At 71.1% G+C, this 16007-nt stretch carries 12 protein-coding genes and 1 pseudogene; 7 read left to right on the top strand and 6 right to left on the bottom strand.

Annotated features, from left to right (window positions below; genetic code table 11):
- Positions 1-97: 97 nt before the first annotated feature.
- Both ctaD and ACIBL4_RS17485 read left to right on the top strand, forming a co-directional pair.
- Positions 98-1705 carry a cytochrome c oxidase subunit I gene (gene ctaD / locus ACIBL4_RS17480; RefSeq protein WP_399410872.1) on the top strand — a complete coding sequence of 536 codons (1608 nt, stop codon included), beginning with the start codon at positions 98-100 and terminating at the stop codon, positions 1703-1705.
- Positions 1702-2070 carry a hypothetical protein gene (locus ACIBL4_RS17485; protein WP_399410874.1) on the top strand — a complete coding sequence of 123 codons (369 nt, stop codon included), beginning with the start codon at positions 1702-1704 and terminating at the stop codon, positions 2068-2070. Before ctaD ends, ACIBL4_RS17485 begins: the two co-directional genes overlap by 4 nt.
- A 24-nt stretch (positions 2071-2094) precedes the next feature.
- Here ACIBL4_RS17485 and ACIBL4_RS17490 read toward each other — a convergent pair whose 3' ends face one another.
- Positions 2095-2985 carry an NAD(P)-dependent oxidoreductase gene (locus ACIBL4_RS17490; RefSeq protein ID WP_399410876.1) on the bottom strand — a complete coding sequence of 297 codons (891 nt, stop codon included), beginning with the start codon at positions 2983-2985 and terminating at the stop codon, positions 2095-2097.
- A gap of 128 nt (positions 2986-3113) precedes the next feature.
- Here ACIBL4_RS17490 and ACIBL4_RS17495 point away from each other — a divergent pair, with 128 nt between their 5' ends.
- Positions 3114-4145 (top strand): GlxA family transcriptional regulator, encoded by a 1032-nt coding sequence (locus ACIBL4_RS17495; protein ID WP_399410878.1) that lies wholly within the window; start codon positions 3114-3116, stop codon positions 4143-4145.
- Positions 4146-4154: 9 nt separating this feature from the next.
- On the opposite strand, the pseudogene ACIBL4_RS17500 reads toward ACIBL4_RS17495, so the two are convergent.
- Positions 4155-4805: pseudogene (locus ACIBL4_RS17500) on the bottom strand (TetR/AcrR family transcriptional regulator); the annotation flags it as partial.
- Positions 4806-4969: 164 nt separating this feature from the next.
- On the opposite strand from ACIBL4_RS17500, the gene ACIBL4_RS17505 reads away from it, so the two are divergent.
- Positions 4970-6226 (top strand): YncE family protein, encoded by a 1257-nt coding sequence (locus ACIBL4_RS17505; RefSeq protein ID WP_399410880.1) that lies wholly within the window; start codon positions 4970-4972, stop codon positions 6224-6226.
- On the opposite strand, the gene ACIBL4_RS17510 is transcribed toward ACIBL4_RS17505, so the two are convergent.
- Both ACIBL4_RS17510 and ACIBL4_RS17515 read right to left on the bottom strand, forming a co-directional pair.
- Positions 6219-8078 carry a cellulase family glycosylhydrolase gene (locus ACIBL4_RS17510; RefSeq protein WP_399410882.1) on the bottom strand — a complete coding sequence of 620 codons (1860 nt, stop codon included), beginning with the start codon at positions 8076-8078 and terminating at the stop codon, positions 6219-6221. The genes ACIBL4_RS17505 and ACIBL4_RS17510 overlap by 8 nt on opposite strands.
- Positions 8079-8151: 73 nt before the next feature.
- On the bottom strand, positions 8152-10134 hold the full coding sequence (locus tag ACIBL4_RS17515; protein ID WP_399410884.1) for a GTP-binding protein: 1983 nt from the start codon (positions 10132-10134) through the stop codon (positions 8152-8154).
- A gap of 197 nt (positions 10135-10331) precedes the next feature.
- Between ACIBL4_RS17515 and ACIBL4_RS17520 the strand changes: the two genes are divergently transcribed.
- On the top strand, positions 10332-11438 hold the full coding sequence (locus tag ACIBL4_RS17520) for an XdhC family protein (protein ID WP_399410887.1): 1107 nt from the start codon (positions 10332-10334) through the stop codon (positions 11436-11438).
- 1 nt (position 11439) lies between these two features.
- On the opposite strand, the gene ACIBL4_RS17525 is transcribed toward ACIBL4_RS17520, so the two are convergent.
- Both ACIBL4_RS17525 and ACIBL4_RS17530 read right to left on the bottom strand, forming a co-directional pair.
- A complete protein-coding gene (locus tag ACIBL4_RS17525; protein WP_399410889.1) occupies positions 11440-12240 on the bottom strand; it encodes a methyltransferase domain-containing protein in 801 nt (266 codons plus the stop codon).
- Positions 12241-12284: 44 nt separating this feature from the next.
- A complete protein-coding gene (locus ACIBL4_RS17530; protein ID WP_399410891.1) occupies positions 12285-12794 on the bottom strand; it encodes a metallophosphoesterase family protein in 510 nt (169 codons plus the stop codon).
- Between the two features lie 210 nt (positions 12795-13004).
- On the opposite strand from ACIBL4_RS17530, the gene ACIBL4_RS17535 reads away from it, so the two are divergent.
- Both ACIBL4_RS17535 and rfbC read left to right on the top strand, forming a co-directional pair.
- Positions 13005-14945: a glycosyltransferase family 2 protein gene (locus ACIBL4_RS17535; RefSeq protein WP_399410893.1), complete on the top strand. Its 1941-nt coding sequence runs from the start codon at positions 13005-13007 to the stop codon at positions 14943-14945.
- A gap of 4 nt (positions 14946-14949) precedes the next feature.
- Positions 14950-15558 (top strand): dTDP-4-dehydrorhamnose 3,5-epimerase, encoded by a 609-nt coding sequence (gene rfbC, locus ACIBL4_RS17540; protein ID WP_399410895.1) that lies wholly within the window; start codon positions 14950-14952, stop codon positions 15556-15558.
- Positions 15559-16007: the final 449 nt, after the last annotated feature.

Consider the following 16007-nt stretch of genomic DNA (forward strand, 5'->3'; position numbering starts at 1 on the left):
CGTGTCCGGCACCTTCCCGATCGTCACACCCGTTTCCGTGATTCTCGTCGCGTCAGGGAAGTGTGACCTCCGGGCGGGGCGCGGACACAGGCGGGGCATGAAGCACCTGAAGTGGCTGACGACCACGGATCACAAGACGATCGGCACGCTGTACCTGGTGACGTCGTTCGCGTTCTTCGTCATCGGTGGCGTGATGGCGCTGTTCATGCGCGCCGAGCTCGCCCGGCCCGGTCTGCAGATCATGTCGACCGAGCAGTTCAACCAGGCGTTCACGATGCACGGCACGATCATGCTGCTGATGTTCGCGACGCCGCTGTTCGCCGGCTTCGCGAACTGGATCATGCCGCTGCAGATCGGCGCGCCGGACGTGGCGTTCCCCCGGCTGAACATGTTCGCCTACTGGCTGTACCTGTTCGGCTCGCTCATCGCGGTGGGGGGTTTCCTGACGCCGCAGGGCGCGGCCGACTTCGGCTGGTTCGCCTACAGCCCGCTGTCGGACGCGGTCCGTTCCCCGGGCATCGGCGCCGACATGTGGATCATGGGTCTGGCCTTCTCCGGCTTCGGCACGATCCTCGGCTCGGTCAACTTCATCACCACGATCATCTGCATGCGCGCGCCCGGCATGACGATGTTCCGGATGCCGATCTTCACCTGGAACGTGCTGCTGACCGGTGTGCTGGTCCTGCTCGCCTTCCCGGTCCTGGCCGCGGCCCTGTTCGCCCTGGAGGCGGACCGCAAGTTCGGCGCGCACGTCTTCGACTCCGCGGGCGGCGGCGCGTTGCTGTGGCAGCACCTCTTCTGGTTCTTCGGTCATCCAGAGGTGTACATCATCGCGCTGCCGTTCTTCGGGATCATCTCCGAGGTCATCCCGGTCTTCTCGCGTAAGCCGATGTTCGGTTACTCGGGTCTGATCGGCGCGACCATCGCGATCGCGGGTCTGTCCGTGACGGTGTGGGCGCACCACATGTACGTCACCGGCGGTGTGCTGCTGCCGTTCTTCTCCTTCATGACCTTCCTGATCGCGGTCCCGACCGGCGTGAAGTTCTTCAACTGGATCGGCACCATGTGGCGCGGAAGCCTCTCGTTCGAGACGCCCATGCTGTGGGCGACCGGCTTCCTCATCACGTTCGTCTTCGGCGGGCTCACGGGCGTGCTGCTCGCTTCGCCGCCGATCGACTTCCACGTCTCCGACACGTACTTCGTGGTCGCGCACTTCCACTACGTCATCTTCGGCACCGTCGTGTTCGCGATGTTCTCCGGCTTCCACTTCTGGTGGCCGAAGTTCACCGGCAAGACGCTGGACGAGCGCCTCGGCAAGATCACCTTCTGGACGCTGTTCACCGGCTTCCACGGCACGTTCCTGGTCCAGCACTGGCTGGGCGCTCAGGGCATGCAGCGGCGCATCCCCGACTATCTGGCGGTGGAGGGCCTGACGACGCTCAACATGGTGTCGACGATCAGCTCGTTCCTGCTCGGTATGTCGATGCTGCCGTTCTTCTACAACGTCTGGAGGACGGCGAAGTACGGCGAGCGGGTCACGGCCGACGACCCGTGGGGCTACGGCCGTTCCCTGGAGTGGGCCACCTCCTGCCCGCCGCCCCGCCACAACTTCGTCGTCCTCCCCCGGATCCGCAGCGAGTCCCCGGCGTTCGACCTGCACCACGCGGACGTCGCGGGGGCGGAGCGGGAGTTGACGCTCCGATGACCGCGATGGAAGGTCTCCCCGTGGACCTGGACCTGGATCCGGATCTGCGGGCGTTCCACAACGAGGTCGAGGGTCATCTGCTCGCCGCCGCCGCGCACGAGGAGGCCCGCGCGGCCGCAGCGCGTTTCGCCGCCCGGCTCGAAGGGCTGCCGGAGGCCGAACGGGAGGAGGTGGAGCGGCTGTTCGCGGCCGAGTACCTCGCCCTCGCCCGGGCCTCGTGGCAGCGCACGGCGCGACGCGGGCAGGAACTGCGCGGCGAGTACGAGGCGGTGTACCGCAGGCTCCGCGCACGGCTGCTGGCCGGTCTGTTGCTGGGATGCGCGCTGTTGGTGGCGGTGAATCTCGTGGTGCTGGTGTCGGTCTAGCGGCGTTGGTCTCGGCCCAGCGCGTCAGGCTTCGCTGCCCGCGGGATTCCTCATCACCTCGATCAGGCTGGCGTAACTGTCCTGTCCGTGCCCGGCGGCGGCGGCCTTCTCCATGGTGGTCTTGAGGAGTTCGGGCAGCGCGTTGTCGATGCCGCGGGCCGCCGCCGCGTGGATGAGGTGGTCGATGGCCGCGATCTGCACGTCGACGGTGGCGTCGTCGCCCGGGTACCGGCCGGCGTCCACCTGGGGCGCGTATGTGCTGAGGAAGCCCGCCACCGCGCCCAGCCAGCGGACCGCCACCGGGGTGAAGGCGGTGGCGGACGTCCCCTCGGCGCCGACCAGTGCGGTGCCGTGCAGCCAGCCGGTCATGGTGGACCACATCAGGCCCAGCAGGGCGGCGTCATAGAGGGAGGCGAGGCCTGGATCGGTGCCCAGGTGGAGGGGGTCGCCGAGGGACGCCAGGGTGGAGCGGTGGGCGTCGAAGACCTCCTGGGAGCCGCTGTAGAGGAACATCATGGCGGGGTCGCCGACGCCGGGCGGGGTGGTCATGATGGCGCCGTCGAGGTAGCCGGCCCCGTGGGAGTGGGCCCACTTGACGGCTTCCCGGGCCTGCTCGGGAGAGCCGGAAGTGAGGTTGACCAGGGTTCTGCCCGCCAGTTCGCCGGTGGCCGGGTCGAGGGCCGTGTACAGCGCCTCGTAGTCCAGCACACAGGCGATCGTCAGCGGTGAGGCGGCGATCGCCTCCTGGGGTGTGCCGGCCAGGCGGGCGCCACGGTCGACCAGGGGGCGGGCCTTGTCGGGGGACCGGTTCCAGACGGTGGTCGGGTGGCCCCGGTCCAGCAGTGCGGCGGCCAGTGCCGAGCCCATCGAGCCCAGTCCGACGACGGTGACCGGCTGGCGGTGTCCTGCGTTCATGCCCAACTCCTCGTATATCCTCGCGAAGTGACGTGTGATCACGTACGACCACGCTCGCAGGGCACGAAGATCGGAAACAGTGACAGCGGTGACGGCCTCCACCAAATTCCTGCCATAGGCTGCGGAGCATGAGTGCCGGTTCTGTCGCCGTGGTCGTGACCGAGGAGATCGGGGTCCCCTCGTGGGATCTGTACGAACTGAGCATCCCGTGCACCGTGTTCGGCAAGCCGCAGCCCGATCTGGCCGATCCCTGGTACGACCTGCGGCTGTGCGGGACCGGGACCCGGGCGGAGGAGGGCGAGGAGGACGGTGCGGCGGAGGGTCATGGGCTGAGCCTGCGCACCCGCTACGGACTGGACGATCTGGTCGGGGCCGACACGGTGATCGTGCCCTCGGTGCCCGATCCGTGCGTCGAGGAGGGCAGGCCGCTGCCGCGGAAGCTGATCGACGCCCTGCGCCGGGCTCATGACGCGGGCGCCCGCATGGTCTCCCTGTGCACCGGTGCCTTCGCGCTCGCCGAGGCGGGGCTGCTCGACGGACGGCGGGCCACCGCCCACTGGATGCACACCGCACAGCTGGCCGAGCGCTACCCGAAGGTGCAGGTCGACGCGTCGGTGCTGTACGTGGACGAGGGCGACGTGCTCACCAGCGCGGGACTGACCGCCGGACTCGACCTGTGCCTGCACCTGGTGCGGCGCGACCTCGGCGCGCACGTCGCCAACCAGCTGGCGCGCCGCATGGTGGTGCCCGCCCACCGGCCGGGCGGGCAGGCGCAGTTCATCGAGCTGCCCGTGCCGGCCGGCGACGACGAGGGGCTGGCTCCCGTCCTGGAGTGGGCGAGGGCCCACCTGGACCGGCCGCTGACCGTCGCCGACCTGGCGCGGCGGGCCGCGATGAGCCCCCGTACGTTCTACCGGCGGCTCCAGGCGGTCACCGGGACGACCCCGCTCCAGTGGCTTCTCGACCAGCGGCTCGGGCGCGCCCGGTCACTGCTGGAGTCGACGGACCTGCCGATCGAGAAGGTCGGGGAGCTGAGCGGCCTCGGCACGGCCAACAATCTCCGCCACCACTTCCTGAGGCACCTCGGGGTGTCGCCCGGCGACTACCGGCGGGCCTTCCCCGGAGCCCGGGCGAACGGGCGTGGACGTACGCGGGTCTGAGTCAGTCTGCGGACTCCAGCCCGGGGGCCGCAGGATCCCCAGCAGTTGCCGGACGAGTTCGTCGACGACCTCGTCCAGGGTCGCGTCGACCCAGCCGGCGCTCCAGTCGTGCAGCAGGCCGTTGACGCTGCCGATGAAACCCGTCGCCGCGAGGCGGTAGTCGCGGGGTGCCGCCTCCCCGCGCGCGGCGGCAGCCCGGGCCTCGGCGCAGATGAGGTCGACCCAGCCGGCCCGGCGGGCGAGCCGCTGTTCCTCCAGGCGCGGGCTGACGCCGATGATCTCGACGAAGGTGATGCGGATCCGGCGCGGATCGGCGGCGAGGTTCCCGGCGTAGGCGCGGAAGACGGCGGTCGCGCGCTCGACGAGCGGCAGGTCCGCCGCACCTGCTGCCGCCTCCAACACCGCTGCTTCCGCCCAGTCGTTGACCTGGAGGTGCAGGGCCGCGAGCACGTCCTCCAGGGTGCGGAACTCCTCGTAGAACTGACGGGTGGACAGTCCGGCCGCCTCGCTGAGGGCCGCGACGGTGGTGGTGCGGAAGCCGGGGGTGTCGCCGAACAGCTGGAGCGCAGCGTCCAGGAACCGCCGGCGCCGCTCGGCCTGCCGCTCCTCGGCGGTCTTGCCGCCATAGCGGCCGGTCGGCGCTCTGAGTCTGCCCGGCATCGGCTCTCCCTTCATCCGCTCGAACACCCATCTTCGCTCGCACGCGATTTTGTCGTGACCGCGGTCTTGTGAAGAAGGCCGCCCCTTCCTTACTTTGCAGTAAGTTCATTCTGAAAGCACGTGTGTTCAGATTCCTCACCCCACCCGCAGAGGAGGGATCAGCCATGCCCGTCTTCCGACGACGGCATCTGTGCTCCCTGACCGCCGCCCTCGCCCTGACCGCCACCGTTCCCGCGACCGCCGCTCACGCGGACGCCCCGGACGCCTCCGCCGCGCTGCGCCAGGTGCTGTTCGTGGGCAACAACTGGGACGGCACCGCCGAAGTCATCAAGTCCACCGGCGACTTCGCGAGGATCGGCCGGATCAACGTCATCCCCGACAAGGACGAGCGGATGGCGGAGATCAACGCCGATCCGATCAGATGGATCGCCTTCATGACGATCCGCAACAGCGTCGGCGAGGGACACGACCAGTTCGTCGACGACATGTACTCCACGCCGGACGGGAAGTCGGTGGTCGTCTCCCGGCCCAGCTTCGCCGACGTCGTCTCGATCGACCTGGCCTCCGGACGGATCAACTGGCGTTTCCCGGTGTCCGGTTTCCGCGCCGACCACATGGCCGTCTCCCCCGACGGCAAGCGGGTCGCCGTGTCGGCCTCGACCGGCAACGCCGTGCACGTCCTGGACATCGAGACCGGCAAGCAGCTCGGCAAGGCCGCCACCGGCGACAAGCCGCACGAGAACATCTTCACCAAGGACGGCAAGTACATCTACAACATGTCGATCGGCGACGTGAACACGCAGACCGACGCGCCCTGGCTGGACTGGACGAAGGGCGACCGCCGCATCACCGTCATCGACGCGACCACGTACCAGCAGGTCAAGGTCATCGACATGCGCTCGCGCCTGGACGCGATCGGCCTGAAGGACTTCTCCGACGCGGTCCGGCCGGCGGTGTTCTCGCCGGACGAGTCGAAGCTGTACTTCCAGGTGTCGTTCTTCAACGGCTTCTTCGAGTACGACCTGGCCTCCGACAAGATCACCCGCACGAAGACCCTGCCGAAGAACCCGGCGACCAGCGACGACCGCACCACCTTCGTCAACGACTCGCGCCACCACGGCCTTTCGATGAGCCCGGACGGCAAGAAGCTGTGCGTCGCGGGGACCATGGACGACTACGCCACGGTCGTCGACCGCGGCACCCTCCGGGAGGGCCCGCTCGTCACCGCCGCCAAGCCCTACTGGGCGACGGTCAGCGGTGACGGCAAGAGCTGCGTCGTCTCCGAGAGCGGCACCGACCAGGTCACGGCCATCGACTTCGCCACCGGGAAGAAGGTCGCGTCCGTGCCGGTCGGGGACCACCCGCAGCGCGTCCGGCTCGGTCAGGTGGAGGCCGGCTGGACGAGCCCGTCCGCTAGCTGACCTCCTTCGCCGCCCACGCCGCCAGCTCGGAGCGGGCCGCGTTCAGCAGATCCGCCGAGGGAGCCGTCGCCCCGTTGGTCACCAGCGCGTAGTGCAGGACGCCCGAGTCCGGCGCGGTGAGCAGCAGGCGGCGGCTTCCCGTGCCGCCGGGCTCCTGGGCCACGCCGACCGGGCTCGTCGAGGTGTACGCGGGCGGGGCGTGGGACGTGCCCAGATCGGAGACGACCGTGGTGGACGCGGTCGGGAAGCTCGCTGGCAGGTGCAGTTCCGTCGGTGCCCGGCCGCCGTCCGAGCGCCACAGCAGCAGCCCGTACTGTCCGGAGCCCACCAGCCGCTTCACGTTCGGCAGTGAGTCCGGCACCGGGTTCCAGGTCAGGGTCGTCGAACCGTCCCGGGAGCGGTCCTCGTAGGTGAAGCCGACGGTCGTGCCGGCCGTGGCGCTCGGGTAGACGCGGTCCAGGAGCCGGGCGTCCTGGCGCAGCACCGGCTTGCCCGAGTCGTCGAGGCGTACGGCGGACAGGTCCTCGTCGTTCCAGGCGTCACCGGCGGTGAGCACCTTGTCGGGGTTGCCGTTCATCAGCTCGCGGTGCCGGCCGTTGTAGATGTCCCACTGCCACTGCGAGCCGGAGAGCACCGGGCCGGAGGCCGCCGGGTCGGACCACCAGTCGACGCCCTTCAGGCGGGAGTCGAGGGCCTGGTACATCGCCTTCAGGACGGTGGGCGCCTTGTCGGAGACGTTGCCCGCCAGGGGATGGCCGAACTCGCTGACGACGGCGGCGGTCTGCGCGGCAGCGGCCCGGTCGCGGACCGTGCGGAAGTCGCCCGCGTACTGGCCGTCGGCCGCCTTGCCCCACATGAAGACGCCGGAGATCGCCTTCTGGTCGTAGAAGTGGGTGTTGAAGACGTAGCGCGGGCCGAGCTTTCCGGCGTCGAGCAGGCCGCCCTCCTGCCTCTGGAAGTCGAGGTTGGCGTTCCAGAAGAGGTTCGGCTCCACGAAGGCGGGCTTGTCCCGCCAGCCGGCCGCGTCCATGCGGGCCCGGAACTTCTCGAAGAAAGGCCACAGCACGTCCTTCTCCCAGGCGCGGCTGGTCTGCCCGGAGTCGTACACGCCCGCGTGCGGCTCGTTGTAGGGGTCGAAGCCGACGATGCCCTTGAACTGGTCGGAGTTCAGGTGCTGTTGGACGTACGCCATGGTCTTCTCGGCGGTGGCGAGGAAGGCGTCCTGCACGCCGTGCGCGTTGTGCCAGAAGTCGTACGTGGCGCGCTTGACGGCTTCGTTCTGGGTGATGTTCTGCCCCCAGAAGAGGCAGATCCCGCAGGACTCGTCCGGGTAGTTCCCGGCGTCCACCGCCCACTTGGGCGCGCCGTCGCCGGTGTACCAGCTGTCGGCTTCGAACAGGTGCCGGGAGTAGAGGTCCTGGTGGAAGTCGGGGTAGACGCGGATGCCGGCGTCGAGGAAGGCCTTCATCTGGTCGGTGGCGGCGGCCAGATAGGCGGTGTCCACCTTGCCGCGCTCGGGTTCGGCGTAGGCCCAGGAGAGCAGGAAGCGGACGGTGTTACCGCCGCCGAGGGCGCGCAGTGCGGTCGCCGACTTGCGGGCGTCCGCGACGGAGGCGAAGGGCAGGCCCTTGTTCTCCGCCAGCTTGGTCTCACCGGAGACGTTGTAGCCGCGAAAGACGACCTCGCGTCCGGAGGCGTCGGTGAAGCGGCCGTTCTTCACGGTGACGGCCGGGTCGTCGAACCAGAGGGAGCCGGGAGGGGGCGCGGCAGTGGCGGGCGGGACGCCCGCCACTGACAGGGAGCCGAAGAGGACAGCCAGGACAATCAGCAGACGTACTCGGATAGTCGGCATGTCCACTACAGTCCGGTGATTTCAGGACACCGTCAACACCCCTGACTCTGGAGTAAGTTCCCTCTCGGCCAGCTCACACACCACAACCACCGACCCTTCGCGTAACGTTCAACAAGTACTCCTTCCTGTTCAGCGGGTTGTGGTCGGTGCGCGGACGCTCGGGAATCGTGCCGTGCATGACTGGCGCATAGTGGTCGAAGGCGCTCTCCAGCTCTCCCTCACCGCGGGTGAGCCCCGGCAGCAGCTGTCCGAGGGCGTGCACCCGGGCCGCCGGCACGGTGCCTTCGAGGACGCACAGGTCGCCCCGGTTCCGTGTGGTCTCCGGTACGGCCGCCAGCCCGGCGAGGGCCGGCAGCAGGGCGCCGAGGGTGTCGGCAGGGGCCTCGATACGGAAGCGGTGCATCGGCTCGTGGACCCGGGTCCCGGCCCGCCGCAGCGCCTCGACGAGCACCAGCGGGGTCACGCCGCGGAAGTCCGCCCCGGTGCTCGACATGCTCTTGTCGAAGCCCTGGTGGGCGTGGCTCTGTCGGGGCGAGTAGCCGCTGTGGGTCATGGTGACCGTGCAGTCGGCGACCTGCCAGCCGTGGAGCCCCTGGCCGAGGGTCTCGCGCACGGTGTCCTCGACGGCCTTGAAGAAGGCGTACGGCATGGAGCCGAGCTCCACCTCCAGCCGGAAGGCGACGCCCGAGCCGACCGGTGCTGGCTCGACGCGCAGGCCGACCGTCGCGAGGAACGGGTTCGGGTCCTTCTTGTTGAACTCCACGGCATGCCCGGTGCCGACGAGCCGTTCCACGCACAGCGGGGTGGTCTCGCGGAAGGTGACGTGGAGACCGTATTCGTCGGCCAGGGTCGCCTGGACGACCTCCTTCTGCACCTCGCCGTAGAGGGAGACGGAGGTCTCCCGCCGGCGTTCGTCGTGGCGCAGGCCGATCAGCGGGTCCTGTTCGGCGAGCTGGGTGAGCGCGAGGTGCAGTGCGCCTCGGTTCACACCGGGCCCCGGGACGACGACCGTCTCCAGGGTGGGCGGGGCGAAGACGCGCTCGTACGCCTTGCGGGGTTCGCCGATCGCGTCGCCGATCCTGACGTCGGCGAGACCCCACAGCCGGGCGATCTGCCCCGCGGCGACGGCGTCGGCGCGGGTGTCCGTGCCGTGGCCGAAGACGCTGATCCCGGTGATCCGGCCCTCGGCGCCATCCGCTCCGCAGGGGATCCGGTCGCGGGTGCGCAGCGTGCCGGAGAACATCCGGGCATAGGCGACCTTCTCCCCCGCCGGGCCCCGCTCGACCTTGAACACGGTGCCGGAGACCGGCCCGTCCGCGTCCCCGTCGGCGGCCGGCAGCAGCTCCTCGATGCCGGCCAGAAGCGCGTCCACGCCCGCGCCCGTCGCGGCGGAGCCGAAGTAGACCGGGTGGACCAGGGCCTCCCGCGTCTGCGCGACGAGGGATCCGCGCAGGAGGGCGTCCGTGACCGTGTCCTCGACGTAGGCGGACAGCAGGGTGTCGTCGTGCTCGGTCAGCACGTCCAGGGCGGCGGCCGGGCCGGGCCCCGGGGCGAAGCGGGCCGCGCGCGTGCCGAGGCCGGTGGCGGTTCCCATCGGCACGATCGCCGGTGTCAGGCGGGCCGCGACCGCCCGCAGCACCTCCTCGTCCCGCGCCCCGCGCCGGTCGATCTTGTTGACGAAGAGCAGGGTCGGGATGCGCAGCCGCTGGAGGGTCCGCATCAGCACCCGCGTCTGCGCCTGCACCCCTTCTACGGCGGAGATCACGAGGACGGCGCCGTCCAGCACGCCGAGCACGCGCTCCACCTCGGCGATGAAGTCCGGGTGACCGGGTGTGTCGATGAGGTTGACCGTCACGCCGTCGAGCGGGAACGAGACGACGGCGGACTTGATGGTGATGCCCCGCTGCCGCTCCAGCGCGAGGGTGTCGGTACGGGTGTTCCCGTCGTCGACGCGGCCGACCTCGTCGATCACCCCGGCCGAATGGAGCAGCCGCTCGGTCAGGCTGGTCTTACCTGCGTCGACATGGGCGAGAATTCCAAGGTTGAGCAACTGCACGAAGCGTCATGTCCTTCGGAGAGAGAGCCGTTCCTGTCTGGGGGGACATGGACGCAGTGCGCATCTGGGCTCCTCTGGACTCGGTGACGTCGTCGCATCGTCGACCCGTGCAGTGCAGCAGACCGGCCCGGTGGGCCACAACGGAATTAACCGCCGACGGGGTACCCGGCGGGGGCACGCAAGGAGAGGAGCGGGTCGTGCGTGACATCCTCCCGGTGCTCGGCCGCTGGTACGCGGCCGGGCTCCCGTTCGGGCTCGCGACCGTCGTCGAGGTCAGCCGCAGCGCGCCGCGAGACCCGGGCGCGGCGATGGCGGTGGGTCCGGACGAGGAGGTCGTGGGCAGTGTGTCCGGTGGCTGTGTCGAGGGCGCGGTGTTCGAGCTGGCCCAGGAGGTCGTGGCGAGCGGTGAGGCCCGGCTGGAGACCTTCGGCTACAGCGACGAGGACGCCTTCGAAGTCGGCCTGACCTGCGGCGGTGAGATCACGGTGCTGGTGCGTCCCGTGACGCGCGCGCTGGATCCGGCCTTCGGCACGGTCGTGGACTGCGTCGCGGCCGGAGAACCGGTGACCGTGGCGACGGTGACCGACGGTCCGGCGCCGCGCGGGGCGGCGCTCGCCGTCCGGCCGGACCGGGTGTCGGGCACGCTGGGCGCGAACGGCCTGGACGCGGCCGTGACCGCCGACGCGCGCGGCGAGCTCGCTCTCGGTGCCACCGGCCTGCGGCACTACGGGCCTCGGGGGCAGCGCCGCGAGGACTCCGTCAGCGTGTTCCTCCAGTCCTTCGCACCGCCGCCGCGGATGCTGGTCTTCGGCGCGATCGACTACGCGGCGGCCGTCGCCCGCATCGGGGCCTTCCTCGGCTACCGGGTCACGGTCTGCGACGCCCGCCCCGTCTTCGCCACGCCCCGGCGGTTCCCCGAGGGCGTCGAGGTGGTCACCGAGTGGCCGCACCGCTACCTGAGGGACACGGACACCGACGAGCGCACGGTCGTCTGCGTCCTCACCCACGACCCCAAGTTCGACGTGCCGCTGCTGCTGGAGGCACTGCGCCGGCCCGCCGCCTACATCGGGGCGATGGGCAGCCGCCGTACCCACGCCGACCGGGCGCAGCGACTGGCCGAGGCCGGGCTCACCGAGCGGGAGCTGTCCCGGCTGCGCTCACCGGTCGGGCTCGACCTCGGGGCCCGTACGCCCGAGGAGGTGGCGGTGTCCGTCGCCGCCGAGATCATCGCGCTGCGGTGGGGCGGTACGGGCGCCCCGCTGAGCCTGACCGAGGGAGCGGTGCATCCGCGCCGCCGGCGGTGAGTCAGGCCCCGGGCCGTCGCCCCCAGGCCGAGATCATCGGCGAGGTGGCGAGGTCGAGGTGCCCGGCCTCCACGCTGGCGAGATGCCGCTCGATCTCCTCGTCCGTGGCGAGTCCCTCGGCGACCAGCTTCTCCCTCACCTGCCGGACGGTGGCCGCCTCCAGGACGTCGCACGCGGGCGAGGTGATCGGGAAGTAGGCGTCGGCCTGGACGTCGGTGAGTCCGGCCTCGCGCAGCAGCCGCGGCAGCCTGCGTCCGTAGGAGAGGTCGGCGCCACGCTGCCGCAGCAGCTCACGGAAACCGGTGCGGAGCCGGTTGGCCAGCTCTTGCTCGGGGCCGTACTCGTCGGGGCAGATCAGCGGCTGGAGCGCGGGGTCGGCGTCCTCCACCAGCAGCCAGCCGCCGGGGCGCAAGGCCTGGATCATGGCGCGCAGCGCGGCGTCGCGCTCGGTCACGTGGACCAGGACGAGGCGGGCGTGGATCAGGTCGAAGGGCCCGGCCGGGGGTTCGTCGCGGCCGACGTCGTGGCGGAGCACCTCGACTCCCTCGGTGGCGGCCGCCTCGGTCCAGGACACGTCGATGTCGGTGGCGAGCACGCGCCCGCGCGGCCCGACGCGCTCGCGCAGCCACGCGGCGACGCCCGGCCCGCCGGCTCCGACCTCCCAGCACCGCCACCCCTCGGCGATCCCGACCTGCTCGAAGTGGCGGAATGTCGAGGCGTCGAAGATCGCGGCCAGCGCGTCGAAGCGCGTACCGGCCTCGGCCTGCCGGTTGTCCAGGAGGTATCCGTCGTCCCGAGCCATGCGCCGATCATGGCATGGCGGTTCGTACGGCGATCGGACAGCCCCTAGCTGGACGTGCGGGGCGGCAGCCGGTGCAGTTCGACGTCGGTGAGCCGGCCGTCGGCGACCGTGGCGGTCAGGTACGTGCAGTGCGGCTGGCGGCGGCGGTCCGTCGGGGAGCCCGGGTTGAGCAGGCGCAGGCCGGTGGGGGCCGTGGTGTCCCAGGGGATGTGGCTGTGCCCGAAGACCAGCACGTCGAGGTCGGGGAAGCGGGCGGCGCAGCGCTTCTCCCGGCCCTGCGCGGGGCCCGTCTCGTGGACCACGCCGAAGCGCAGCCCGCCCAGCTCCGCGTACGCCACCTCGGGCAGCCGGGCGCGCAGATCCGGTCCGTCGTTGTTGCCGTACACGCCGACGAGCCTGCGGCAGCGGTCCTCCAGCAGGTCGAGGGTGGCCGTGTCGACCCAGTCGCCGGCGTGGAACACGACGTCCGCGTGCGGGAGTTCGGCCAGCAGCGGGGCCGGCAGGACCTTGGCCCGCTTGGGCAGGTGAGTATCGGACATGAAAAGCAGGCGCACATCCTCACCCTAGAGGCTCACCGCCGCCCCGCCCGGGAACCCGGCCGATCTTCGAACAAGCTGACTCCGCAGCTCAGTTGCCTCGCGGACGGAGATGATCACGGCCGGGTCTCGAAAGGTGAGGCGGCATCGCCGACCGGGTTAGCATCGGGCATCACGCAAGACAACAGGACGTCTACGGCAAGCGACCCGAAGGGGCCCGGAAACCCGATGCCGGTCAAGGTCAGCGTCATCGTCCCCGTGTACAACCCGGGGATCTACATCGAGGACTGCATCGCCTCGCTCCAGAGGCAGTCCCTGCCTCCCGAAGAGTACGAGGTGATCTTCGTCGACGACGGCTCGACCGACGAGACGCCGGCCCGGCTCGACGCGCTCGCGGCCGAGGACTCCCGGATGAAGGTCATCCACCAGGAGAACTCCGGGTGGTCGGGCAAGCCCCGCAACGTCGGCATCGAGGCCTCCCGCGGCGAGTTCGTCATGTTCGTCGACAACGACGACTACCTGGGCGACGAGGCCCTGGAGCGGATGTACGACTACGGCGTCGCCAACGGCGCCGATGTCATTGTGGGCAAGATGGCCGGCAAGGGCCGCGGGGTGCCGGTGGAGCTGTTCCGCCGCAACCATCCGCGCGCCACCGTCGAGAACGCCCCGCTCATCGACAGCCTCACCCCGCACAAGATGTTCCGCCGTGCCTTCCTGGACCGCATCGGCCTGCGCTTCCCCGAGAGCCGGCGGCGCCTGGAGGACCACGTCTTCATCGCCGAGGCGTATCTGCGCGCGGAGAACGTCTCCGTGCTCAGCGACTACGTCTGCTACTACCACCTCCGGCGGGAGGACAGCTCCAACGCCGGTTTCGAACGATTCGATCCCGTCGGCTACTTCAAGAACCTCCGTGAGGCCCTCGACGTCGTCGAGCGGTACACCGAGCCGGGGCCGGTGCGCGACAAGCTCTTCCGGCGCTGGCTGCGCGTGGAGATGGTCGAGCGGCTGCGGGCCCGGCGCTTGCTGAAACTGCCCGACGACTACCGCAGGGAGCTCTTCGCCGAGATCCACGAGGTCGTCGTCGAGCGGTTCGGCCCGGGCGTCGCGGCCGGGCTCCAGCCGACGCAGCAGGTCGTCGCCGCGCTGACCGCGGCCGACCGGTACGACGACGTGGTGTCCTTCGCCCAGTGGGAGGCGGGTGTCGCGCCCAAGGCCTCCCCCGGGCACGTGGAGTGGCGGGACGGTTCGCTCAGCATCGGCTTCACGGCCGAGTACACCTCCGGCGGCGAGCCGATGACCTTCCCCGCCGACGCCGGGGCGACGCCGCTGGACGACGCGCCCAAGGACGTCACGGAGGCGGTGGAGTGGGTGGCCGCGCAGACCGCCGCGCGCTTCGGCCAGGCCACCGCCGACCTGCTGCTGCGGGAGCGGTCCAGTGCCGCGCAGTACTTCCAGCCCGTGGAGTTCACCCGCGAGACCGTGCCCGTCGGGGACGGCGAGGAGGTCCGGCTGGTGCTGCGGGCGACCGCCACCGTCGATCCGGCCGAACTGCCGCGCGACGGCGTCTGGGACGCGCTCGTCCGGGTCAAGCTGGGCGGCTGGACCAAGGAATGCCGGCTGGGCCCGGCGCCTACGGAGAGCCGGCCCAGGCCGGAGGCCGGGGTCGTCGGGGGCCGTGCGGCGCTGCCGTACTGGACGGAACCGCACGGCAACCTCTCCCTGGAGCTCGGCCCGCGGGGCAAGCGCCTCGGGCTGAGCCGTGTGCAGCAGTCCGCCGTCACCGTCACCGGGGACCAGGTGCGGGCGCGGCTTCCGCTGTACGTCCCCGGCGACACGGAGGTGCGGCTGCGGTTCGTCTCCGCCCAGCAGATGCTCGAGGCGTCCGGCACGCTCTCCCCCGCCGCGGGTGGGACGGAGGCGGTGCTGACGGCGGCGCTGCCCGCGGAGAGCCGCTCGGGCGGGATCTGGCGGGTGGCCCTGTGCCTGGGCCCGGACGCCGCCCGGCCGCTGTACACCGGGCTGCCGTTCGCGCTGCGCGCCGCGGGTGGGAGTGTGCGGGTGGCGCCCGTGCCGCAGCCGGGTGTCGCGCTGCGGGTGGCGCGGCGTGCCCGGCGCGTGCTCGGTGCCGCGCGCCGGAAGGTTTCCCGTCTCAGGATCGGAGGGCAGTGACAGCATGCGACCACTGGGGATAGAGGGCGCCTGGGTTCTGGAGCCCAAGGTCTTCCCGGACGACCGGGGCAGCTTCCACGAGTGGTACCGGGGCGCGGAGTTCCGTGAGGCCACGGGCTACGACCTGTCCCTGGCCCAGGCCAACTGCTCGGTCTCCCGGCGGGGCGTGCTGCGGGGCGTGCACTTCGCGGATGTGCCGCCCAGCCAGGCCAAGTACGTCACGTGTGTGCGCGGTGCCGTGCTGGACGTGGTGATCGACATCCGCGTGGGCTCTCCCACCTACCGGCAGTGGGAGGCCGTGCGGCTCGACGACGACACCCGGCACGCGGTGTTCCTCGCGGAGGGGCTGGGCCACGCGTTCATGGCCCTGACGGACGACGCGACGGTGGTGTACCTGTGCTCGGCGGGCTACGCCCCGGAACGCGAACACGGCATCCACCCGCTCGACCCGGCCCTGGGCATCGAGTGGCCCGACGGCATCGAGCCGCTCCTCTCCTCCAAGGACGACCAGGCCCCGACCCTGGCCGAGGCGGAACGCGAGGGCCTGCTGCCGTCGTACGAGACGTGCCTGGCGTACTACGAGGAGCTGCGGGGGCGGCGGGGGGACGGCTGACGTCTTCTCCGGCATGTGGGGCGTTGCGGGTCCATTGGGGCGCGCAACACCCGAGGCCGCGGACGGCAGGACGGTCCCCGTGCCAGGCCGCGGGGGATCGATGCCGGACGGCCGCAGCCCGATGCTGCGCGGCATCCTGGCGAGCACGAGGTCCCGGGCGCGGACGTGCGCCGGCCGCGGCGCCCGGGCCCTGCGGACGCCGACCGGGGACCGGGCCGCCCTCCCCGTCCGGCATCTCGTGCGGCGCGCGAGGCTGAGCCGAACCGTCCGGGGCGCGTCCGGGCCCGGACGCACAGCGCCAGAGGCCCGCGCCCGTCGCCGCCCGGAGGGGCTCCCTCCCTCGACACGCCGTTGGACCGCCTGAGCGGCGTACGCGACACGCCGTGGGCCGGTCCGCGCAGTGCACGTGACACGCCGGAGGCGACAGGGCGGCCGTGCTCGGCGCCCGA

This window comes from Streptomyces sp. NPDC050416 (assembly GCF_044458845.1).
Classification (GTDB): Bacteria; Actinomycetota; Actinomycetes; order Streptomycetales; family Streptomycetaceae; genus Streptomyces.

Excerpts from the sequence above, each read along its gene's own strand:
- ACIBL4_RS17510 (WP_399410882.1), bottom strand. The coding sequence starts at position 8,078 with ATGCCGACTATCCGAGTACGTCTGCTGATTGTCCTGGCTGTCCTCTTC.
- ACIBL4_RS17505 (WP_399410880.1), top strand. The coding sequence starts at position 4,970 with ATGCCCGTCTTCCGACGACGGCATCTGTGCTCCCTGACCGCCGCCCTC.
- ctaD (WP_399410872.1), top strand. The coding sequence starts at position 98 with ATGAAGCACCTGAAGTGGCTGACGACCACGGATCACAAGACGATCGGC.
- ACIBL4_RS17525 (WP_399410889.1), bottom strand. The coding sequence starts at position 12,240 with ATGGCTCGGGACGACGGATACCTCCTGGACAACCGGCAGGCCGAGGCC.
- ACIBL4_RS17535 (WP_399410893.1), top strand. The coding sequence starts at position 13,005 with ATGCCGGTCAAGGTCAGCGTCATCGTCCCCGTGTACAACCCGGGGATC.
- ACIBL4_RS17495 (WP_399410878.1), top strand. The coding sequence starts at position 3,114 with ATGAGTGCCGGTTCTGTCGCCGTGGTCGTGACCGAGGAGATCGGGGTC.
- rfbC (WP_399410895.1), top strand. The coding sequence starts at position 14,950 with ATGCGACCACTGGGGATAGAGGGCGCCTGGGTTCTGGAGCCCAAGGTC.
- ACIBL4_RS17485 (WP_399410874.1), top strand. The coding sequence starts at position 1,702 with ATGACCGCGATGGAAGGTCTCCCCGTGGACCTGGACCTGGATCCGGAT.
- ACIBL4_RS17490 (WP_399410876.1), bottom strand. The coding sequence starts at position 2,985 with ATGAACGCAGGACACCGCCAGCCGGTCACCGTCGTCGGACTGGGCTCG.